The organism is Stenotrophomonas sp. CASM101 (assembly GCF_049384845.1).
GTDB lineage: Bacteria > Pseudomonadota > Gammaproteobacteria > Xanthomonadales > Xanthomonadaceae > Stenotrophomonas > Stenotrophomonas hibiscicola.
Window position 1 is genome coordinate 212,664 of sequence record NZ_JBMRFR010000003.1, and the last position, 20,874, is coordinate 233,537.

Annotated in this window: 19 protein-coding genes and 1 pseudogene; 8 read left to right on the plus strand and 12 right to left on the minus strand. The window is 59.5% G+C overall.

Translation table 11 applies throughout. The features are described from left to right. Positions 1-3: 3 nt before the first annotated feature. Together VG543_RS07215 and VG543_RS07220 are read right to left on the minus strand one after the other, a co-directional pair. Positions 4-498 (minus strand): cold-shock protein, encoded by a 495-nt coding sequence (locus VG543_RS07215; RefSeq protein ID WP_423178268.1) that lies wholly within the window; start codon positions 496-498, stop codon positions 4-6. Positions 499-543: 45 nt separating this feature from the next. Continuing rightward, entirely contained in the window at positions 544-900 is a 357-nt protein-coding gene (locus tag VG543_RS07220; RefSeq protein ID WP_423178266.1) for a hypothetical protein, read from the minus strand. A 649-nt stretch (positions 901-1,549) separates the two neighbouring features. Here VG543_RS07220 and VG543_RS07225 point away from each other — a divergent pair. From VG543_RS07225 to VG543_RS07240, 4 genes are all read left to right on the plus strand, one after another. Further along, positions 1,550-2,152: a DUF998 domain-containing protein gene (locus VG543_RS07225; protein ID WP_423178350.1), complete on the plus strand. Its 603-nt coding sequence runs from the start codon at positions 1,550-1,552 to the stop codon at positions 2,150-2,152. Positions 2,153-2,206: 54 nt separating this feature from the next. Continuing rightward, positions 2,207-2,572, plus strand: coding sequence for a hypothetical protein (locus tag VG543_RS07230; protein ID WP_423178264.1), 366 nt, complete (start codon positions 2,207-2,209; stop codon positions 2,570-2,572). A 340-nt stretch (positions 2,573-2,912) separates the two neighbouring features. After that, positions 2,913-3,215, plus strand: a complete 303-nt coding sequence (locus VG543_RS07235; protein WP_111129561.1) for a hypothetical protein — start codon at positions 2,913-2,915, stop codon at positions 3,213-3,215. Between the two features lie 270 nt (positions 3,216-3,485). Beyond that, on the plus strand, positions 3,486-3,932 hold the full coding sequence (locus tag VG543_RS07240; RefSeq protein WP_423178262.1) for a DUF4279 domain-containing protein: 447 nt from the start codon (positions 3,486-3,488) through the stop codon (positions 3,930-3,932). On the opposite strand, the gene arr is transcribed toward VG543_RS07240, so the two are convergent. Together arr and ubiK are read right to left on the minus strand one after the other, a co-directional pair. Further along, positions 3,925-4,359 (minus strand): NAD(+)--rifampin ADP-ribosyltransferase, encoded by a 435-nt coding sequence (gene arr, locus VG543_RS07245; protein ID WP_423178260.1) that lies wholly within the window; start codon positions 4,357-4,359, stop codon positions 3,925-3,927. The two genes, VG543_RS07240 and arr, sit on opposite strands and share 8 nt — an antisense overlap. A gap of 124 nt (positions 4,360-4,483) precedes the next feature. Then, a complete protein-coding gene (gene ubiK / locus VG543_RS07250; RefSeq protein ID WP_423178259.1) occupies positions 4,484-4,735 on the minus strand; it encodes a ubiquinone biosynthesis accessory factor UbiK in 252 nt (83 codons plus the stop codon). Between the two features lie 155 nt (positions 4,736-4,890). Here ubiK and VG543_RS07255 point away from each other — a divergent pair, with 155 nt between their 5' ends. Beyond that, positions 4,891-5,229, plus strand: a complete 339-nt coding sequence (locus VG543_RS07255) for a P-II family nitrogen regulator (protein ID WP_005411374.1) — start codon at positions 4,891-4,893, stop codon at positions 5,227-5,229. Between the two features lie 216 nt (positions 5,230-5,445). Here VG543_RS07255 and VG543_RS07260 read toward each other — a convergent pair whose 3' ends face one another. The 4 genes from VG543_RS07260 to VG543_RS07275 form a co-directional block, all read right to left on the minus strand. Continuing rightward, positions 5,446-6,255, minus strand: coding sequence for a S1 family peptidase (locus VG543_RS07260; protein ID WP_423178258.1), 810 nt, complete (start codon positions 6,253-6,255; stop codon positions 5,446-5,448). 433 nt (positions 6,256-6,688) lie between these two features. Then, the gene (locus tag VG543_RS07265; protein WP_423178256.1) at positions 6,689-7,348 is read right to left on the minus strand and encodes an RIO1 family regulatory kinase/ATPase; all 660 of its coding nucleotides are present in this window, start codon (positions 7,346-7,348) and stop codon (positions 6,689-6,691) included. A 294-nt stretch (positions 7,349-7,642) separates the two neighbouring features. Then, positions 7,643-9,442: a UvrD-helicase domain-containing protein gene (locus VG543_RS07270; RefSeq protein ID WP_149908951.1), complete on the minus strand. Its 1,800-nt coding sequence runs from the start codon at positions 9,440-9,442 to the stop codon at positions 7,643-7,645. Next, on the minus strand, positions 9,439-11,274 hold the full coding sequence (locus VG543_RS07275; protein WP_423178254.1) for an ATP-dependent nuclease: 1,836 nt from the start codon (positions 11,272-11,274) through the stop codon (positions 9,439-9,441). The genes VG543_RS07270 and VG543_RS07275 overlap by 4 nt, the downstream gene beginning before the upstream one ends. A gap of 572 nt (positions 11,275-11,846) precedes the next feature. Here VG543_RS07275 and VG543_RS07280 point away from each other — a divergent pair. Continuing rightward, positions 11,847-12,452, plus strand: a pseudogene (locus VG543_RS07280) (IS3 family transposase); the annotation flags it as partial. Positions 12,453-12,514: 62 nt separating this feature from the next. Here the strand turns inward: VG543_RS07280 and VG543_RS07285 are convergent. The 4 genes from VG543_RS07285 to VG543_RS07300 all read right to left on the minus strand — a co-directional run bounded on the left by VG543_RS07285 (position 12,515) and on the right by VG543_RS07300 (position 17,814). After that, positions 12,515-13,816 (minus strand): TniQ family protein, encoded by a 1,302-nt coding sequence (locus tag VG543_RS07285; protein WP_080356541.1) that lies wholly within the window; start codon positions 13,814-13,816, stop codon positions 12,515-12,517. A gap of 7 nt (positions 13,817-13,823) precedes the next feature. Further along, complete coding sequence (locus tag VG543_RS07290; RefSeq protein WP_223224734.1) at positions 13,824-14,846, minus strand: transposition helper protein; 1,023 nt, start codon at positions 14,844-14,846, stop codon at positions 13,824-13,826. Between the two features lie 55 nt (positions 14,847-14,901). Next, positions 14,902-17,295 carry a transposase gene (locus tag VG543_RS07295; protein WP_223224733.1) on the minus strand — a complete coding sequence of 798 codons (2,394 nt, stop codon included), beginning with the start codon at positions 17,293-17,295 and terminating at the stop codon, positions 14,902-14,904. 210 nt (positions 17,296-17,505) lie between these two features. Further along, positions 17,506-17,814 (minus strand): hypothetical protein, encoded by a 309-nt coding sequence (locus VG543_RS07300; protein WP_049462213.1) that lies wholly within the window; start codon positions 17,812-17,814, stop codon positions 17,506-17,508. A gap of 264 nt (positions 17,815-18,078) precedes the next feature. Between VG543_RS07300 and VG543_RS07305 the strand changes: the two genes are divergently transcribed. Further along, on the plus strand, positions 18,079-18,474 hold the full coding sequence (locus VG543_RS07305) for a hypothetical protein (protein ID WP_134950773.1): 396 nt from the start codon (positions 18,079-18,081) through the stop codon (positions 18,472-18,474). 927 nt (positions 18,475-19,401) lie between these two features. Next, a complete protein-coding gene (locus VG543_RS07310; protein ID WP_134950774.1) occupies positions 19,402-20,169 on the plus strand; it encodes a histidine phosphatase family protein in 768 nt (255 codons plus the stop codon). The last annotated feature ends 705 nt before the right edge of the window (positions 20,170-20,874 follow it).

A 20,874-nucleotide genomic window follows, 5' to 3' on the forward strand; every position in this document is an offset into this window, starting at 1 on the left:
AGCTTACTGTTCCGGCGCTTCAAGCGCTTCAAGCAAGCACCGCTGCCCGTCCGGCACCGCAGCGCCGAAGCGTCTTAGCCAAGCCTCAACCCACGAATGCCCCGCACTTTCCACCAGCAACCGACCCTGGCTCTGGTGCAGATCCAGCCAACGCTCGAAGCTGACACGCAGCCGTTCGATATCCGGCGCCCGCCACCGTGCATCGGCGGGCATGCGGATCAGCACGCGCGAGGGCGCGTTCTCCACCTCCATCACCAGCACGCCCTTGCACCGGATCTCGAAGGACGTCGCGCTGGTATGGCGTGCATGCAGTTCAAAGCCCTCGCGGGCCTTCGCGGTCACAAAGCCGCGCGCATCACTGTGCAGCAGGCGGTAATCGGCCGGCCGTAGCTTCTGGTAGGCCCACACCTGATCGCCCGCGGGCTCGGGCCACTCCACCCACATCGCGCCGATCACCGCGATGCACGCCGCTGCAGCGGCAAGGCCGTGCTTCTTCATTCGTCACCCCGCACACAGGCAGAAAGGTCAGCGCCATAGGCGCGCTCAGTCCTTGGGGCGCATCCGCTCGTGGATGAAGGCGGTCAGCGCCAGGTCGGCCATCACCAGCCCCTCCATCACCCGGTCGCCGACGTACTGTTCGGGCTCACCGTTCTGGCGCGTGCGCTCGGCCGCCAGCAGGATCTCCTGCACGATGCGTTGGCCGGTGAGTGCGCAGTCGGCGTCGGACAACTGCATCTGCCGGCTGCGTAGATGGTGCCGCTCGGGCCAGGGTTGGCCATCGGCCGCAGCGCCCGCGCCGATGGCGTGCAGGATGGCGATGAGGCTGTTGGGGTCCAGGGCCGGAGCGGCCGAGGGCGCTTCGTCGATGGGCCGCGGGGGCGGGGAGTGCGGTGTAGACATGGCGGGCTCCGTGCATGCAGGCAGAAGCCGCCACCGATAAAGGTGGCGGGCAGAGCGTGGCTCGAAAACCGGGCTATTAGGAAGAAACCGGCGGGCACAAGGCCCCCACGCCCCGCCCGCCATAGCCGGCAGACGGAATGCCAGCCGACACCACGCAAGGCGATGCCGGCTGGCAAGTGCAAACAACATCCTAATAGCTCGGGTTTTCGAGGCCCGGCCACCCGTTTTCGGTGGCGATACCAGAGTTGCCTGACGTAGTTGGGAATGCCAAGGGGTAGGGGTCAATGCCGCCAAAACCCGAGACGCTTTTGGCATTGTCGCATAGCACCGGAAGCGGCGAGAGCCTTGGTGTGCTAGGCGAAACGGCGCTTCTGGAACGGAGTCGTCAGAACCTTCCGTCAGAGATGTAAAGCGCGGCAAATGCGACAGCACTCGCCCATCGGGCATGTGTGATCGCTCATGCAACCGAACCGCTGCGACACCCGCTGGATGGTTTAAATGACTTCTTGCCTATTGAACCTACCGAGTGCCGCGCGCAATCTGACTACTGCTGTAGTCACGCGGGGCTGCCCTGCCCGCAGCAGGACGGTCTTGTAGCGTTTGAATGGATTCCACCCACTGGCGCAGGCCAATACAAGGATCACTGTACGTGTTACGCCGCAATCGACTCCTTCTGTCAGCGGGTCTGCTCCCGCTTCCGTGGTTCCTGTTCTGGACCAGCGTTGCCGCCGTGTTCGCGCCGGGCTACAACCCGCTTGCACAGCACGCCAGCGAGCTGCTGCAGGCGCCAACGCTCGCAAGCATCTGCGGCAGGATCGCAGCTATCGGCTCCGGTGTGGGCTTCGTAGCGTTTGCCATTGGGGTGTGGCGGGAGTCCGGTCGCCGGATTGCCGTAGGTGCAATCTGCTGGTTGGTCTTTGGCATTTCCATGCTGACCAACGGGCTCTGGCCCATGGGCCATCCGATGCACGGCTTCTACACCATCGGTATCGCAAACATCATTGCACCGGCGATGTCGCACATCGAGATGTGCGCGTGGTCTGCCAACCGCAGGGCGTACGCCGTGACTGCTGCGGTGAGCGTCGCGGGGATTGTCTATCTCTGGTTGAACGTGGTGGGCGCGGACCCGGAGGGCTACAGGGGGCTGACCCAGCGCGTGTTCTCATCGATCAACTCGCTGTGGCCATTCCTGGTTGCGCTGTATCTGGTGCGCAGGGGGCCAAGCGCGCTGCGGACGCAGCCTGCGCATTGATGGATAGGCATGCAGGCACATGGACGACGATTGAGCGCGTGAGTTGAGAAAGGGATGAGGATCTTTCGCCGCCAGCTGATCTACGTTCAAGTGCATCAGGACCATTTCATTGCGCGCTTGGTCGGTGGAGACAGAACCATCCGTCGCCAGTGTCATGCCCTTGGCAATCGCGCGGGTCCTATCAAGGACTTTTCGAATATCCGGCCCCTGCTCAAGGCGATCTTCTCGGAACTCATGCGCGGGTTCTCTTTCGTCAAGCCGTGGGGGATTCTGCACTTTGATCCGGTTGAGTACCCGGTTACGAAGGAGGAACTGGCGGGGTTCCAGAAGGCTGCCATGCAAAGCGGCGCGAGCTTCTGCTTTCTCTCCACGTGGGAGCAGCGGCATGAAGACAAGGATCTGTTGGAGATGTTCAAGTAGGGTTCGGCCCGAAACTTCGTTCTAGGCCACGCAGATTCTTGGGCCGGTTCGAAGCACTGTGAGAGTCCGCTCTTGACCGAAAGCGGACACTGGGCCAGCTTCCGACCTAAGCGGTGCCGATCTCCACATTCGACAATCAGGCGGCCTCCGCCGGAGGGCTCGTTCCTACCGTTTGGAGGGGGGGGGGCGGCAGTGAAGCATGTGCTTGTTAGCCGGACCCAGCCGCTCTAAGATCGATCAGTATCAAGGAGAAAGCCCGCATACGGTGATTTGTGGATACGTCGCAGGGCAGGACTCACGGGTCCGTCTACTAGGTAGTTAGACTGCTAAGGATTGCTCAGTGAACTCTTTGGTCTTTGCTTTTAAAATTGAGTTTTTCGTGGCAGCGCTATGTGCATCTGTAATTTTTTACATGCAGGTTCGTGGCTATCGCAAGCACAGGAAGCAGTTCTTCGTCACGTTGGCAATCTCAACTTTATTTGCGGTAGCCGCCACCCTTATGAGGGCGCTCCCATACTTTCTTCAGATGTCTGAAAGCCAATCGGTCATGGTGTACTGGCTATCTGTCCCGCTAGCTATTCTTGCCACCGCACTTGCCACATGGGGAAGCGTCCAGTTCTTTCATGCATTCGATGCTAAATAGCAGGCTGGCATCGCCGTCTAACAGATTGTTCAAACCGACGCAGCTTCGCGGCGCGACTTAATTCTCATGCGCAGTGGGGTCAGCTTTTGCTTTCTCTCCACGTGGGAGCAGCGGCATGACGACAAGGACTTGTTGGACATGTTCAAGTAGGGACCGGCCCGCTCTTCGTTTGAGCCCAAGCCGATTCCCGCGGTTCGGCCTATTCTGAAGCTGCTGTCGTCCGGTTCCGGCCGTAATCTGACATCAACGATGCCTACGCACTGGATTCCAATGGCCGCATTCGATCATTCCCTGGTAACCCTCCGATTCTTCGGGGACGACCTCCTGCCCGAAGAAGTCAGTGCCTTGCTCGGGGCGACCCCGACCGCTTCGCATCACAAGGGCCAGGAACTCAGAGGCAACCAATCAGGCACCGTGCGTATCGCCAGGACTGGCAGCTGGCAACTTGATGCGGAGCGTCGTGAGCCTAAAGATCTGGACGCTCAGATCTTCGAGATCCTCGATCAGCTCACCGGCGATCTCGCCGTATGGCAGTCTCTGGCACGCTTCCGACCTGATCTGTTCTGCGGTCTTTTCATGGGCAGCAGCAACGGTGGTGTCTCGCTTTCGCCTCGCGCGCTGCTCGCCATGGGTGAGCGCGGCATCGAGCTCGGGCTGGACATCTATGAAGCCGAAGAAGAAGTGCGCAACGCCCAGCGCCAGCAGGCCATCAATTGATGATCTCCCCACTCCCCGAAGCAACAAACGCCTTCAACTGCCGAATGAACTCCGCGTCGTAGAGCTCCCACTCCACAATCTCTCCCACAACCCGCAACGGCTGCGCACTCCGATACGACCGCGTCGGGTTCCCGGGAAACTTCTTGTTGGTCACATTCGGGTCGTCTTCAAACGGCCCGGTCGGCTCCACCACATACACGCGCGGTCGCCCTTCACCGCGGGCCATCTCCGCAGCCAACCCGGCGCCCTTGGCAATCGTGGTGAAGTAGATGTGGTTCATCACCACACTGTCGCGATAGTTGGAGCGGAAGCCCGCGCTCAGCAACTCGCCCACCGCCAGATCGGCGCGGGTGCCGTGATAGAACGGCCCGGCGACCTGGTCGCAGGTGTCATGCGTAACGGGTGTCCATTCGGTGTCCTGCGCCATCGGCACTGCCCCTGCTGTCCTGCCGGATCGACAGGCCGGCGAGTCTAGGGCGCCCGGTGGGCCTTGCTGCAAGGCCCCATCCGGGAAATAATCTGCAAACGGGGGCGCGGTGCGCCTCCTTTTTTCATTCTGCGGCGCCGCGCCCTTCCAGCTCGCGCACGGCCGTTTCCAGCGCATTCAGCTTTTCGCGGGTCTTCAGCAGCACGGCGCGCTGTACTTCGAACTCCTCGCGGGTGACCAGGTCCAGCTTGGCCAGGCCGGCCTGCAGCGCGCTCTTGAAGGTGGCCTGCAGTTCCTCGCGCGATTCGCGCAGGCCCGGCGGCACCAGGTCGCTGAGGCGACGGGCGAGGTCATCGATTTGGTTCAGGTCGATCATGGGGTGCTCCGTGGGGGTGGGCCCGTGCATCCGGCGCGGGCAGGCCAGTCGGGCACAAGGATACTGTCGGCACCCACTGCCCGGACAGGCCGCAGCGGCTTCGCACGGGCCGCGTTCAGGCGCTATCCTCCACGCCGGAAGACAGGAGATAGACGATGAAGATGGTCATGGCGGTGATCAAGCCGTTCAAGCTCGACGACGTGCGCGAAGCGCTGGCCGAGCGTGGGGTTACCGGGATCACGGTGACGGAAGTGAAGGGCTTTGGTCGCCAGAAGGGCCATACCGAGCTGTACCGCGGCGCGGAGTATGTGGTCGATTTCCTGCCGAAGGTGAAGCTGGAAGTGGCGGTGACCGATGACCAGGTGGAGGCGGTGGTTGAGGCCATCGTGAAGGCTGCCGGCACCGGCAAGATCGGGGACGGCAAGGTGTTCGTGTACGACCTGGGCAGCGTGGTGCGTATCCGTACCGGTGAACTGGACGCGGACGCGTTGTAAGTGCAACGCAGGATGCGCGAACGCGACTGGTCCCGGGAACACTTCTGGGTAGAGTCGACTGTTAGTCGACTATCGCGCACAGCGCGGGCATTTCGGTCACGGACGGGAAGAGCAGTCGACTAGCAGTCGGCTGTACCCCGTCAGGCATTCAATGCCACCAGGCTATACGGCTCTGTCGCTTGGCCGGCGGGTTGCTTGAGTCGAGCAGGCTCGACTCTACGGCGCGGTGCGTATCATGGTGTCGATCCAGTCGGCATAGCGCGAGATGCGCACGTTGTGCACCACCTGCCCGTAGTAGCCGGCTTCAAGCGCATGCTCCGGCACTGCGGTAATCCACGAGCCCAGGCCGATCAGCTCCCAACCATGAGCGCCGTGGATCATCAATGGGCCGCCGCTGTCACCGCTGCCGAGCACGCCCTCCAGTGGCAGGCCGCCGTCGGGCCCGTCGAATCGATACCAGAGATAGCGGCCATTGCCACCTGTCACTGCGTTTTCGGCGCGGCGCAGTACGCCGCGGTGCGATCCACCCGGCGCCAGCCCGGTCATGCCGGTGCCCGTGGCCCCCTTGCCGACCAGAGTAGCGATCTTTCCCGCTTCGGCCTGCCCCCGATAGAGGCGAACCGGCGCAACGTCGCTGACCGGTGCGGCCAGCTGAATCAGGGCGATGTCATCGGAGGCGGCCAGGAAGGCGTGGATGGGGCCTGGGTTGCCTGACACCAGCGCCGCCTGGCCAAGCGCTTCGGGCATGCGCCGGTAACCGGGATGCACGAACACGCGCTCGACACGGTACGGGCGACCGTTGATCTGCACCTCGGTGTCCATGCCTTCCATGGGCGCGGCATGTGCGGCGGTCACCACCCAGCGCGGCGCGATCAGGACGCCGTGGCCCTCCCCGGGCAGGTCGGCCAAGGCCGGGAATGCGGATGCCGGTACGCGGTAGGCGCTGTCATCCACATCGCTGCGGATGACAATGGCGTCGGCGGAGAAGGGCAGGGTAGCCCAGGCGAGAAGGAGCCAGCGGCGCATGGTTCGGTGCAGTCCTGTGCGTGGAAGGCGATGACCCTAGCCGGGATCGGGAGGCGCGAATACCCGTGTGCGACGAAGTGCCCTCCCGGTGTGATCAACCGGGCGGAATGAGGGGTGACGACCGCCACTCCGGCAGACCGAGCGCGCGGCGGGTGCGCGTCACGTCCCATGCCGTAGGCTGGAATTCGACCACCCCGACCCACCAGCCCTGGTCGTCAAGCCAAGTGCGCGAACGGCCTTTCTGCACGCAGCCCAAGGGGCGCAGTATGGATCTTGCGGCTGCAGTCAGCAGGTGGGTGTGTTCAGGTGTCGGCATCCCCAGCGTCCTTGCGAGTGGCGTGCCGACGAGTATCGCAGAGCACATCGGGCGTGTGGCCCGGGGCAAATGCAGGGGCAAACAGCAGTCGCGCAAGCAATGCAGGGCGAACAGCGCTTACCGGCGCTTCGCCCACTTGTAGAACCGCTTCCAGCCCTGCCGCACGGCTGCCACCCAGCCCGGGTCGGCCACCAGCGCGGCCTGCGCGGCACTCGGGGCCTGGCCGGTCACGCGCTGGCGCATCTTCAGCAGGTTCTTCATGTCGCTGCGGCTGAGCTGGCGGCTGAGTGGGTTGCGGCGCAGCCAGCGCGGTACGCGCCAGGCCGAGGTGAAGTCCAGCAGCACCGGCACGCCTCCGCTCACCACCACGTTGGTGCCATGCAGGTCGTTGTGGGTGATGCCGGCGGCGTGCAGGCGGCTGAGCGCGTGCTGCAGCTGCTCGAACACTTCATTGCCCACGGCCTGCGCGCTGCTCAGGGTCTGGCCCGGGATGAACTCCATGCCCAGTGCCAGGCCACCCAGCGTGCCGAGCAGTGCGGGGGCATGCTTCCAGCCGCCCAGGCGCTGCAGCATGCGTGCTTCACGGCGCACCATCAGCCGCGCGATCAGCGAAACGGGGGTGCCGCGGTAGCGGGAATAGTCCTTGATGACCGCCTCGCGCCCGTCCAGGCAGGTGCGGTAGACATCCGGGGCCAGGAAACGCTCGCCGCGCTTGAGCAGCAGCGGGGAGGCGGCGTCATCGCCGCAGGAGGAGGATGGCAGGGCAGGAAGATGCATGTCGGGGTCTCGGACGACCCGGTGGGTGGCGCAATGCGTCAAGCGAATAGACGGGCAACCAAAGGTTTGTCGCCATCCGCAACCATAGGTTGAGCAAATTTCCTGCTTCCATTGGCGCAACTATGGTTGCCAAGCACTCATAGTCTCCCCGCTGACCGGCAGGAACCCAGTTCCATCAAGGGAAACGTATTCAAGTCCGATCTAGCGGAAACCTATGCTTGCTCCCATTCAGCTTCATCTCCTGCGCTGACGTTGATTCCAGTGCCGCGTTGGGTTGCTATCCAATGCGCCCATTCAGGGGGAACCGTTGCCCTGTCCGGCCGTTGGGGCTGCAGCCGTAGCGGTTGCGTCCTTGAAGCCCTTTGCATGGAGATCGGCACGAAGGCTCTTCAAAGCTGTTACAGGGACAGCCAACCACAGCAGATCCCTTGCCCGGGTCACAGCCACGTACCCGATTCGCCCGTCCTCGGTGGAACCTCCGCCTAGCAGTGCAGATACATGCGGTTTCGTTGCCATGTAGAGGACGGCATCCAGGCTTTCGCCCTTGACCTGATGCACGGTACTGATTCTGACCCGCAAGGGCTGATCGGCACCTAGGTCAGGCGGGCTCATTAGCGGTGAGCCGGGCAAACTCCTCTTCGAGAGCCGAGCACCGAGCGTGGACGATGTATGGTTGAGACCGTGGGCTGTGCTCAGATTGGTCATCAGGACCCTTACACGTTGCAACATTGCCGGCTGCCAATCGCTAATAGCGGGCAGCGCCGCGCTGGGCAGGCCCGAGACCGGATCTCGCGTAAAAGCCCAGATGACACGACGAAGTGCTCGTTCCTCTGGGTACCTGACAGGCTGAGTCAGGCGAGCAACGATGCCCTTGGGCGCGTTGTCGATCAAACCCATGATGGCAGTTGCCACGAGTCTGAATGCTGTTGAGTAGTCGGAGTGGATATCGCGCGCCATCGCTGCCTGGGCAAGGATCTTGGTCGTTCCCACGCCAGGCGCACCCTCATGCCCAGCCAGCTCGTTGGCCCACTTGCGTGCGCGGCAGAGCACGGCGGAGCGTGCTGGGTCCAACCCAGCGGAGACCAGTGTTGCCTGGAAGGCCGCCACGACCTTTTTCGTATCGGCAGTCGTGTACGGAACGAAGTAGGCCCCGTGGAGCGTAGGTGGCGCTGTCCTATCCGGATCGTCCGTGCGCGCCGAGATTGCGTTGGCGAGATCGAGTACGGCCGGTACGGACCGATAGTTCCTCGTCAGGGCGGCCGCAGAAACACCGGGTTTGCTGTGGTAGCTGGACAGGAACGAGCCGGTCGCGCCCATGAACTCGTAGATGCCTTGATTGGGATCCCCAATAAGGGAAATCTGAGAGCCTGCTTGGCTGAGCCTCTCAATGATCACCTGGTGCAGGATGCCGATATCCTGGGCTTCATCAATGAGGATATGGGGATAGCGACGCGCAAGGACTCGGAGGATCTCGGGTTGTTCGCGGAGGGTAAGGTCGACCCAGTAGCGGGCCAGCTCATGGGTGTAAGCCCCCAGTTTTCCCAAGGCTGCGGCAACCTTTGGGCCATTGTTGATCCTCGCCAGCATGCCGGAGTTCTGATAGAAAAAGCCCGTTTCAGCCCCAGAAGGGCCTATGACAACGCGATGGATATGCCCTTGGGGCACTGGGTAGTTATCGGTTCTCGGCGATTCCACCCAGAAGCGATAGTCCTTTCCTAAAAGGAATGACTCGCTCCCTGATAGCAAGAACGGGGTCGTGGTACACCCCATCGTCCGATGGGCGTGGGGTCGCAGAATATTTGTCGTAATGAACCCGTCCAATGTGTCGATCTCGACACGCTGGTGGGACGGGATCTTGAGCGATCCCATTGCGAGTGCCCGGTACTCGCGCCTGAAGGTCTCCACGGCGATGTTCGAGAAGGACAGGAGCGCAACCCGGCCCCGGTGATCACCGAGGCATTGACGTATGTGGGCCAGCCTGCGTACAGCCGTGAAGGTCTTCCCACTTCCCGCGCAAGCGATGACCGACATCGGATGCAATGGTGCCGTGATGATCTCACGCTGTTCAGCTGAAGGAGTAGTATCCGTGCTCATTCGTCTTCAGCCTTCTTCGGGCCAAGCTGACAAGCGTGTTCGACTGCAGACTGGATGTACTCCGGAACAGTGAAATCTTCCTTTTTCGCCTTGGCGATCAGGTACGCCAAAGCTTGTGCAAAGCGCCCCTTCTGGACGTTTCCGTTCTTCCGCTCGAACATTCCGCTGAACAGTACGCGAGCCTTCTCTGCATCTCCCGTAGCGGCGTCTACCTTCTTCTCCAGGTTCGCAGAGATCTTCGGGTGTAGCTCCTTAAGCGCCGCAAGCATGATCTTGCGATTGCTGGCGTACAAGGCCAAGTCATACTCAAGCGTCTTTAGCCCATGGAAGATCTTGAGATATGAATCCTCGAACTTGAGCATACTCAAGGTATTGGCGGACACCTGCACCTTGTCGCCGATCGAAGGGTAGACAGGAGCCGCCTTCTTCTTTCCACTAGAGGTCCCATCTTCCGGCGCATGGTCGTCCGCTTCTGCGCTGCCATCGCCCTCTTCCTCTTCATCCTCTTCACTCGGACCTGTTGGGTCTGCATCCGTAAGCACGGAAACAGGAATCTTCAGCGCCTTCTCGCCGAACAGTGGAATGAATGAGTCGAAGTTGAGGCCTTCAACGCTGATGAGGCTTACCCCATGCTTACGTAGATCGTGACCGCACTTCTCGGCGAGCACACTGACAAGGACCAATTCCGCAGCGCCCTCGACCAGGATTGCGCGGCGTGCAAAGAAGAGCTCAGCCCGAGTGACGTCCAAATAGCGCTCAAGCTTCTCACGCTTTCCGACAGAAAACTTGATGTCTCGGGGAAAAAAAGTCTCCACCTTGATTCCGGTGTCGACAAGACAGGTGAGACTGTCGAGGTTGGCGATGCTGGCAAAGTTGGGTGAGTGGCTGGTAACGAACAGCTGGACAGGCTTCTCTTTGTCCACTGCCTTGATGGTCTCAAAGTATCCCAGGAGCACAGCCTGCAATTGGGGATGCAGATGTGCCTCGGGCTCCTCAATGATCAGGCCTCGATAGCTGGCTTGCGGGTTCTTGGTCAGCTCGCTGAGAACGACCGCCATGAAGATCAGATTGTTGAATCCGAGCCCGTTTTGCTCAAGCTCGAACAGATCAACGGTAAGGGAGAGACGCGAAGCCAGGCGTTGGAAATCGCTGACGCTAACCCCCAGCTCGAGCAGCTGGGACAGCTGTGGCCCCAACATCTCGGAATGGCGAGTGGTTATCGCCTTATGGGTGCTCACAATCGGCGCTTTCGTCTTGAGCTCATCATCCAGCAGCTTCAGTGCCTTATTGATCTCGATCTTGCCATCGTCATCAACGAGCAGCTGAAACAGTCGGGACAGCTGGCTTGTGCGGCCGGGTCTAAGAGCCTGAGAAGCATCGCGCAGGGGCTGTAGATAGACGCCACGAAGGTTCTCCATCATGTCCGTTGTCAAGCCGACATCATCATGGTCTCCGCACCAGCGCTTCGCTCTAAGTCGCCCCGTCTTATCCGCCTCGGAGAAGCTGATGGTGATATGCGCCTCCATCTGCCCGTCCTTGGCAGGTTTCAGGGCAGTCATGAAGTCAGCTTCATCATCGGGGCTCAACCCTCGGAAGATGTACTTGAACACGATGTTGCCGCTAGGCGATTCTGTCTTCGGCCTATGAATATCGTCCGAGTCCAACCGCGGGTACGGTTCATCGTGCCCGGCAAGGAGAGACCTCAACGCATCGACAATGGCGGTCTTGCCCGCGTTATTCGCACCAACCAGAACGTTCAGTCCACTTTGGAAGTGCAGTACTGCGTTGTTGATCTTGCGGAAGTTCGAGATAGACAGCTCTGCCAAGTACACCCTGATGTCTCCTTGTGCTCATGGCGGCGTAGCCGCCTCCTGTCCCTAGCTGCAGCACGACGATGGCCGGCTGACAGCCCCTATCTACCTGGGCAGATTCTAATCAAATCAGGGGAATTGGACGTTCCGGCAACCCTCGTACGCGCATCGCCTTTTGGTTCCCCGGCCCCTCAGGCAAGTAAGGGGCGACGTCGGATCCGTCCCCCAAGCGAAGGCAGGGGGGTACGTCTGGTAGCAGTGCCTTTCAGCGCACCGACGCGCGATGAAGTGGCAGGCCCTATTCGGTCAATGCAGTGATGGCGCTTGTACATGGTGGCGGAGTTTGATTGGCGACGGCCCTCATGAAGGACAACAGTTTGTTATTGCAATTCGTAACACTGATGTCCCCGGATCGCCAATTCTTTCGGGAACGGCCTGGCGTAGCCTTCTCTTCCAGCGGTGCTGCCCATCGGCTGCCCTGAGTCAATCAACTTCTCATATCTGGAAACTGGGCTGTGGCCACCAATCGAATTTGCAGTGTTCTCGGAATTTCAAAGCCTGTCATTCAGGCCACGCTCTCATGACTGACGGATGCGCGCCTGATGGCCGCCGACGGCCTGCAGGGCTGGCCCCAGCGCAAGCGTCGCGGGCGGTGCGCAACTCCGGCCATGACAGCGCCGGGCGTGGTCAAACTGCTTGAACGCGATTTTCTCGCGCTGGAGCCGGAAACCAAGTGGGTGACAGATATTACCGAGATCAAGACCCGACAGGGCAAGCTGCATCTGTACGACCAGCGCATCGTGGGCTGGTCAATACACGATCGACAGGATCGCCAGATGGTGACCCGGGCTGTGCAGATGGCGGTGTGGCAGCGTCAAGGAAGCGATGAGGTAATCCTGCATTCGGATTGAGGCAGCCAGTTCCGCAGCCGCGACTACCAAGGGCATCTAGCGGCTAACGGGCTGATCTGCTCGATGAGCGCTGTGGGTCATTGTGGCGACAACGCGGCCTGCGAAGCCCTCTTTGGGCCACTCAAGCGTGAGCGGATCTATCGAACGAACTGCGCCACAAAGTATGCAGCACGAGCGGATGCGTTTGACTACATAGAGCGACGCCCTAACCCAAGGATGCGACGAAGGGTCGCCAGGCAGGACCAGAAGGTTGCAGCTCTTTTAGAACCGTCCGTGATATCGGGGTAGAACCCCGCGGTTGAACAACCCGCTCGGCTGCGCAGGGAAGTGATGTCTTCTTCTGGCCTTCTTCAGCGGCACGGGAAGGGATCACCGGAAGCTCGGAAGGCCGGAGAGCGCATGGCCTTTGTAATAACAACTGCGGTCCGGGCGCACTCTCTAGCGATCTCTGCCGAAATGGCGAATCTCTTCAGAACTTCACTTGCTACGCCCCGCTCGCGCATGCCGCTCTTAAGCAGGGTCATGGACAGGGCCATAATTCTGCTCGCCATGTTCCGACCCGCAAGAAGGTCCTGGCCAGGTTGCCTCTGAAGATCTAGGTAGACGCTGAATGACGGCGCACGGTGGATAGAACTTTTTCGTTTAGAAACCAACAATAAGCTAAGGAACTGCTGGCTAGGGAACACACGCGTATTGGCCTTGCAGAGCGCGTGGAGCACGACTTCGAATTTCCTCGCCTGAGCCCCCCAGTCCTCTAGATCAAAGGCGATCTCACCGTCCACCTCATGGCTTGGAAACAATGAAGTCGATGAGGCCGGAACTGGTTCGGTCAAAATTCCGATAATGTCAACAGATTTGATGGCGGATAGGTTGAGTAGCGTTCTGAAAGTGGTAGTAGTTCGTCTGAAGCGAATTGCATCCCTCCAGAACCTGTTATGAACGATCTTCAGCCTATCCAATGTCCCATCTTGAAGGAGCCCATCAAAGAAACGTTGATAGTTCTCCGCAGGAATAACCACATCAGGGTTGGTTGCGGTCCAGCGTACGACGTCCTCGATCGAGGCGTTGGCCCAGGACTGAAGTGCGCTCGGCCTCTCGTGCGTGGTTGCGCGCGCTAGGCTGCAACCGCAATAGGCGCACGAGGCCGCGTTGCCCCTTCGCAACTGTTGACTGTTGCCGCATTCTTGGCAGCGATCAATGATTCTGACTGAGTGCAAGGAGCAATGCGAGTAGTGAAGGAAGTTCCAGATGAGCCTCTCACTTAGACCGTTACTCTCGCCAGCCTCCAGCAGGCACTCAGGACACCAGCGGCGATTGATGCCAGCAAGGCCGCCATCCCGCATCTGCAGGACATTAATGAAAGGCGAGAGCGTGCAGCCGACCAGGCGTTGGTTAGTCAGCTGCTCTAGCGCGCGCGCGCGGTTAAGGCTCACCTGCCCTGGTCCCACGAAGCTATTTCGCTCACTCAGTCCATTTCTTGGCTGACCCGCAACTTTGTCAAGCACTCCTGCGAGGTGTGTCTTTGTAAACCCGGTCGTTTCGCACATCCTCTGGAAGTACCCTCCAAGTGACTCAGTCTGGGCGGTGGCTCCGTCGATCGGTGCAATTGGCGGCAGTGCTGTCCACCGATACCGCATGTGTGCCGTAGTCATTTTCGCTCTACTCCCCCGTACCCATGCGCTTCAGGAAGTCAGCAATTCTCTTCTCACCATTCAAGGGCCTCTGATCCGCAAGCTTGTTGAAGGCCAGCACGCTGCTCCACACGGTTCCAAGCTCCTTCTCGCTTGAGGAGCTGGCGTGCAAGTGCGCTTCAGTGATGCTGTTCGCTCCCTCATTCTTTCGGCGGAGCTCAGCCCTATGGACGACGTCGATAGTGGGGCCGAACACGCCAGCACCATTGGCGTACATCAAATCAGTATTCTTAACGAGGAGCTTGGGATCGGACAGGTTGAAGCTCTGCCCGATACCCTTCAGCACTGCAACGAAATCCCGCTCGTCTTGGGAATTCTTCAGGTTATACGGCCGGATGTAGACGAACCGGGATCGATTCCAGACGTCGGGGTGTCCCGCCCACAAACTCTCCGCAGTGTGGGTAGCCAGCATCACTATGACGCAGCCGATTTCTTCAATCAGTCGCACAAGGTTCGACATGTACCCATAGCTGGTTTGATGAAGATGCACCATCGTCAAGGTTGCCGCTTCTTCCAGGAAGATGTACTTAAGTTGACGTTGTTTCGCCACAGATTCGAAGCTGTGCTGCAATCTCGGCTGCGACTGCGTTGCCCTCACTCTCTTCCACAGCTGATTGTTTACCTCTGCCTCCGCCTGGACATGGTGCGCATCAGTACTGACCGATCGGTCCTTGTTCTCCAGCCAGCCGAAGTCTGGTTCCACCACGGCGTGATGGAGGCGCAGCGTGAGATCCTTGGAGTTGAACTTTCCCCGATCATTGGCCATTGCACGCACCGATATCAAAGGAAGCGTGCCAGCTGGCCAGAGGCTCTGCTTCCCGGCAAGGACGGGAAGAATAGCTTGTCTGATCTCACTCTTGCCCGAGCCAGAAGGAGCCAATGCCCAGACGAACGTACCTGGGCGCGCACCTTGGATGGCATTCAAGAGTTCGGAGTAAGCCGTCCTCATGCGGCTATGATTCACAAAAGGAATTCCAGAGTTGCTGTCCACTATCGGTTCCTGTGAATTTGAATGACTGGCGCGGGCTTGCCCCCAATTGCACAAGCTACGGCGACTCAATATCGTCAAAGTCATCCATCGCTCGCTTCTTGATTCCGCGCAGAGCGATCTCGTCAAGAGCGTCATTTGATTGAGAAGGGAGGCTACTGGAGTCCGCCTCCCCCGGCTTGGGTTGAGCCGCGGTGTTGGGCTTCGCGTTCGCGGCTGCCGTACGCATCGCCTGAGCGTGCCTCGCGCTCTGCTTTGCTTCGCGGAGCGATGGCGCGTAGAGCTGGTCATACATACCTCTGAATGACCGCTCAATCAGGGTGGAATTAGCTAGAGGCCCGATCAAGTTGCAGAACGCCTTGAACAGTCCACGATTCGTCCTAACCCAGATGAAGCTCGGGTCCTCCGGGTCTGTTCGAAGCTGCTCAACATCGAATGACGCGTCGAGCTCCCTCAGTTCATTGGAGTGAAAGTACCGACCATTCACCTCGAACCCTCGTCCGGGTACATACTTGTTATTGCTGTGCGGGATCGCGGTTCTGAAGAGGAATTCTTCGTCAACCAATGCGTGCAGGCCGGCACTAGGAAAGAGAAGATCTGCGTGGGCTGCCCGTTCGGCCGGACTTGCGAAGCCTTGTACAGGGACGCTCGGGAAGTGCTCATAAAGCGTTTCCCTGGCAACCGTATGAACGGTTTCAAAGCGGTGCTTGGCAGTTTTGTAGCTCTTGAACTTCCCATCCACGCCTCGGCCCGCCTTGTCGGGATCGGTGCTACCGACAAGCTCATGGCTGACCTGGGAATTGAACCTTCCAAAGTAGCGTTCTACGTCCGAGTTGAACCTCGAACCTGCCGTTGGGCAGATATGGATTGAGAACTGATATCGCAAAGCCAGAGCAGTGAGAAAGTGTGACTGATTCTCCGTTCCTCGATCGACAAAGATGCTGTTGAACAGTCGTCCATGTCTGCGGACGTAGTCACGTATCAGGATGGCCAAACCATCGCGCCGTGCTGGCCCGAAGACAATGGAATGCGCCATCGGCAGATCAGTCGCCTCATCTGTCCCTAGATAAATCAGAGGGGACTCTGCGCTTGCTTCCATTCCATCGTCGCTCACCACCCTCACGTCGACTTTGGTACTGTCCACGTGCAGGACTGCATGTTTAGCTAAGGCTGTACCCGACCGGTCGCGCGCGTCCGAGCGCGGCCGTTGCTTTTGGTAGCCACGCATTCCCTGCGTTGCAAGGACCTTACGCAGCTCCAGGCGCGGATCAGCGAGCCTGCGTTCGAAGGCCTGGCGGCTCTGTGGCGACTCGCCGTCAGATTCACAGGCCTCCTTGAGCGCAGCGTATGCGTCCTTCTTCTGTGAATACTTGCCTGCGGCGTATGCGCGAATTGCCTCAGCCGTCCGCTTCTCCTGAACGGGGGTAAGCCGGCTCATTCGGTTTCCGCTTGCATGAAACCTGGTAAGGCACTGCTCGAGTTCGTTGTCACCTCTGCTTCGCGCCTCGATCACCTTCCGCGCTATCTCACGCAGGTGTTTGGGGACGGCTGTACCCTTCGCATGCGCGGATTGAATCAATGCGAGCCGCTTTTCGGCGTTGGTGGCGTCGACTAGCGTCGCCGTTGCGAACGCAGAGTTCAGTTGATTGCGAGAGTGCCTGGCAACCTCAAAGAAGTTGCTTCCTATCTCAATAGCCTGAGCCTGATTCAAGGTCAAAAAGAAGTTGCTCGTGTCCGTGAGCGGAACATGCTCAACTGGACCGAAGGCCCAGCGGGTTCCAAGCAGAAGCGCCGCTTGGCTCACGTTGAATCCCTCGATAGTCTCGATCATCCAATCGAGGCTCTTGGGGCCGTCGGCGAGATGCGCATGGATGCGTCTGCCCAAGGCTTGAGCCTCGTTGGCGGGTACCATACGCACCTCGTTATAGATGACCTGCAGGTTCCGGAGTGGCGTGTCGACGCGGGAGGGACTGAGCCACAGGACGTGCTCCATGCCGCGCTGCCTTGCCCAAGGGCCATAGGCAAGGTTCTGAAGATTTCCATCGACGTCGACCCATTCACCGGACTTTGCCGCAAGCAAGCTGTCACGAGCGGAGCCGGCCTTGCATTCGACCAGCTCAATGCGACGGGTGCGGACGACCAGAAAATCCAAGGTGCCGCTCCTTACATGATTGCCAAGTCTCACTCCCTTACAGGCAACCTGCGGGAAGTAGCCAAGCACATCCGGATCCAGCTCCAGAGTCAGCGCGAACATATGTTCAACGGTATGACTCTCCAGCGTGATGAGCTGGCCACACTTGACTGAGTTGAAGTGGGTCACAACGTTGTTCAGCGCGCCTTTTCCTGGCTTCCGCGCTGGACTCGAGCTAGCCATCTCAAGGATGTGCTGTCGCTGTTCGACAGTTAGGCCCTCATGCTCCCGCAGACGCTGGGCCAGTTCTTCTTGATTCATGGAACCCTGCCTATCTACTGGGAGGCGGGCAGCCGCCTCCCTCCCGGAATGCCTAGGGGTTGATTCTTATCGGGGTAAGGGGGTAGATTCGGCATAGCGGTTCTCATCGCTGCGCCTTAAACAGACCCCGGCCTGCCAGCCGGGGTTTGTCTTTTCTGCCCCAGAGAGTCTTCTTAGCTCATCTGGAGGACCTCCATGGGCAGATTGGGATCATTGAGCGGTCCGCCGACTGGTTACGGGATCTGCGCCGCGTGATGCATTGAACAACCATTGGGCGAGATCCCTGGATCGGATCATGCGCCCCTTCCTGCCGGGAATGGTCGAGGTTGCTATTCCCAGGCGGTTGTCATACGCCGCGCGCCTGGCCGCGCTGATGCTGTTGTAGCCAAGCAGCATCCACACTTCTGAGAGCCGGACATAGAGCCCGTACTCCTCCGCCACCTGCTCGGCGAGCTGGTCAGGAGTCGTTGCGCGAAGTGCTAGCGTTTGTATCGACAAGGGCACCATGTAGGCGAGCATCACTCACTCTCTTTCATATTGCAAACAGCGAGCACATCTTCTTGCTTGTGGGGCGCAGATTATCTGATCACGTATCAGATCATCTGATATGCATGCTGCTACAGCGGCTGGCATGTCAGATGATTTAGTACGCAATACAGTTTGTGGATTGCGCTAGCATGGGCATGCTGCCGACTGTTGAAAGAGATGTCGGCGCACCTGTAGGCGTGGGGTTGTGCTGCGCCACGATGTGCCTCTAAGGGAGGTTGATTGGAAGATGAGTACATGATGACCATCCCTACAGATGAGCTCAGTCGCGAAGAGCTTTCAGGCTCAGCATTGAGAGCGTTCTTCAACCTCGCTGCGCGATGGCAACTGTCCGGACCTCAGCAGAGAGCTTTGCTTGGAAGCCCACCCGATGCTTTTTATGAGGCATGGGCGCGAGGGGCCTACGAGCATATCGATGCCGAGGTCCTGGTGCGGATTAGCTATCTACTCGGCATTTACAAAGCTCTTCATATCCTTCTGCCTGACCCCGTTCAGGCGGATGGCTGGATAAGGCGACCTAACATGGCGCCCATGTTTGCTGGTAACACCGTGCTGGATTTTATTTGTCGCGGAGGCTTGCGCGAACTTCGGGATGTGCGATCTTACTTGGATGGGCAGCACGTCAGCACCTAGGCAAGGGGTGCCATTTACCATGGACGCTGGAATACGGTCGTACTGCTGACTGTTGTTCATGCGCACCTGAAGCGGTCTGACTTTCGTGCAGGTCTGGCTAAAGATCAGAGGGATGTATGAGACCAACCATTCTTGCAATGGACCTAGAAGGAACGCTGATCTCAAATGCGGTCAGCCAGATCCCACGCCCTGGCCTGTTCGCGTTCCTGGAAGCGATGCGGATCAAGTTCAGTCAGCTAGTACTCTTTACGACTGTTCCGGAGTCAAGAGTGCGAGAAATCTGTAGGCTTCTCGTGGCGGAGGGTGTGGCCCCGAGCTGGTTTGGGAAGCTTCACTACGTTTCATGGTACGGACCAACTAAGGACCTGCGATTTGTTACATCTCACGCCGGGGAGGCCCTTCTGCTAGACGATCATGCGCCTTACGTACACCCCGGTCAGGAATGCTGGTGGGTAGAGGTCCCGTTGTTTGGCTCACCCTACGCCAACGATGACACGGGGTTGGATCTGGCGCGGTTAAGAATCGATGAGCGACTAGCTCAGCTCTCGCTTGGGGGAGGGCATTGAAGCAGCTCGGGAAGACTTCAAAGTTGAAAGGTTTCGCTTGGGGTGCAGTCAATTCGAATGCTATGACAGTGTCGCGCTCTCCCCCAATGACATACAGAACTTCCTTCTTGCGCCGCGCATGTGCCCGATGCAGCCGACACTAAACCGGCCTTGAAACGGCGCTAACAATGCGCGATGTGGAGGCTTAGGCAAAGGCATAGCGCTTCGCTGCGAAAGGGAGCGCTTGCAGCGGACATCGGCTTTTCGTCAAGCGGGGATAAGGTGGCTCGGTCGTCGACAAGGTCTCAACCATGTCTCAACCCAGTCGTTTGCAGGACTTTATGCCCGCTACAACGCCCGGACAGATAAGCGGGAGATTGATATGCAGCAGAACAGTGCGATGGAGGGGGTTGCCGCGCGGTGGCCAGAGCGGATCTGGGTGGTACGGCATGGCCAAAGCGCCGGAAACGTTGCGCGAGACCACGCTGAGGCAAATAACATCACCTTAATCGAGTTGGAACACCGCGACGCGGACGTGCCTCTCTCCTCGCTGGGGGAGCGCCAGTCGCAAGCACTGGGTGCTTGGGTACTGGGACTTGCCGAGCACCAACGCCCGCAAATCGTGCTGACTTCTCCATACATGCGTGCAAGGCAGACCGCCCAAGCCGTGGCCGACGCGCTTGGCCCTGGCCACCGTCTAATCATTGATGAGCGCCTGCGTGAGAAGGAGTTCGGCGTTCTGGACCGCTACACCTCCAGTGGCATCGTCGCTACCTTCCCGGAACTGGCCGCGCAGAGACGGCTGGTTGGAAAGTTCTACTTTCGCCCACCGGGCGGAGAAAGCTGGTGTGATGTCATCTTGCGGCTACGCGGCGTTGTCGGGGATCTCCAACGGAACCACGCCGGTGCACGCGTGATGATCGTCGCGCACCAAGTGATTGTGAATTGCATGCGATACCTTCTAGAAGGCATGGACGAGGATGCCATCCTCGACCTTGACCGCGAAGGCGATGTGCCCAACTGCGGGGTCACCGAGTACTACGCTGCTGAAGGTGGGCAGCTTGCCTTGGTGCATGCCAACTTCATTTCGCCTGAACTGGCCGAGGCCCCAACCACCGCTTCGTCGGATCAGCCCGCTGGAGCCAAGTAAGGTACAGCGTCGGGACCCGACCACCTAACCGCCATCTCTCTGCAGACATGCTCGCTACTCGTGCAGAACGTCCGGTTCTGGCCAGAAGCGGGCACTGAGGCAGGTTTCGGCCCGAGCGATGCTAGCCTCCAGTTTCGACTCCAGGGAGACCTCCGCTGAAGGGCTCGCTCCCGCCCTGTTCGTGGTGGGGGTATGCATGTGCTTGATACCCGGACGCAGCGGACATAAGATCGAGCGGTATCAGGGGATAGCCTGCCACAAGGTGCGCTGTGAATAATTCATTTGACCGGACTCTAGGGTCCGGCTACTAGGTAGTCAGGGTCTATGGCAGTAACTAATCCTCTGACAGAATAAGAGCTGGTCGCGCATAGGCGAGGCAAGTGGTCTGTAGCCGGAGTGCCGCATCGCGGCTGGACTTGCGTAGATATTGAGGATCTTGGAGAGCCGCAGATCGATTGCGAGATGTGCGAGTCGCAAACCATCCGCTACGTCCATCACATGGAGCACCCAGATTACCCGAACGTTCTCGAGGTTGGGTGTGTATGTGCCGGCCACATGGAAGGCGACCTGGCGGCCTCGCGAGCCCGTGAAGCCTCTATGAAAAGCCGCGCAGCAAAGCGCAAGCGTTGGACTGCGCGTGCGTGGAAAGTTTCGGCAAAGGGGAATCCGCATATCACTTCGGATGGATTCCGCATTACCGTTTAC

Coding starts and splice junctions, on each gene's coding strand:
- VG543_RS07215 (WP_423178268.1), bottom strand. CDS start 498: ATGAAGAAGCACGGCCTTGCCGCTGCAGCGGCGTGCATCGCGGTGATC.
- VG543_RS07220 (WP_423178266.1), bottom strand. CDS start 900: ATGTCTACACCGCACTCCCCGCCCCCGCGGCCCATCGACGAAGCGCCC.
- VG543_RS07230 (WP_423178264.1), top strand. CDS start 2,207: ATGAGGATCTTTCGCCGCCAGCTGATCTACGTTCAAGTGCATCAGGAC.
- VG543_RS07240 (WP_423178262.1), top strand. CDS start 3,486: ATGGCCGCATTCGATCATTCCCTGGTAACCCTCCGATTCTTCGGGGAC.
- arr (WP_423178260.1), bottom strand. CDS start 4,359: ATGGCGCAGGACACCGAATGGACACCCGTTACGCATGACACCTGCGAC.
- ubiK (WP_423178259.1), bottom strand. CDS start 4,735: ATGATCGACCTGAACCAAATCGATGACCTCGCCCGTCGCCTCAGCGAC.
- VG543_RS07255 (WP_005411374.1), top strand. CDS start 4,891: ATGAAGATGGTCATGGCGGTGATCAAGCCGTTCAAGCTCGACGACGTG.
- VG543_RS07260 (WP_423178258.1), bottom strand. CDS start 6,255: ATGCGCCGCTGGCTCCTTCTCGCCTGGGCTACCCTGCCCTTCTCCGCC.
- VG543_RS07265 (WP_423178256.1), bottom strand. CDS start 7,348: ATGCATCTTCCTGCCCTGCCATCCTCCTCCTGCGGCGATGACGCCGCC.
- VG543_RS07270 (WP_149908951.1), bottom strand. CDS start 9,442: ATGAGCACGGATACTACTCCTTCAGCTGAACAGCGTGAGATCATCACG.
- VG543_RS07285 (WP_080356541.1), bottom strand. CDS start 13,816: ATGACTACGGCACACATGCGGTATCGGTGGACAGCACTGCCGCCAATT.
- VG543_RS07295 (WP_223224733.1), bottom strand. CDS start 17,295: ATGAATCAAGAAGAACTGGCCCAGCGTCTGCGGGAGCATGAGGGCCTA.
- VG543_RS07300 (WP_049462213.1), bottom strand. CDS start 17,814: ATGCTCGCCTACATGGTGCCCTTGTCGATACAAACGCTAGCACTTCGC.
- VG543_RS07305 (WP_134950773.1), top strand. CDS start 18,079: ATGATGACCATCCCTACAGATGAGCTCAGTCGCGAAGAGCTTTCAGGC.
- VG543_RS07310 (WP_134950774.1), top strand. CDS start 19,402: ATGCAGCAGAACAGTGCGATGGAGGGGGTTGCCGCGCGGTGGCCAGAG.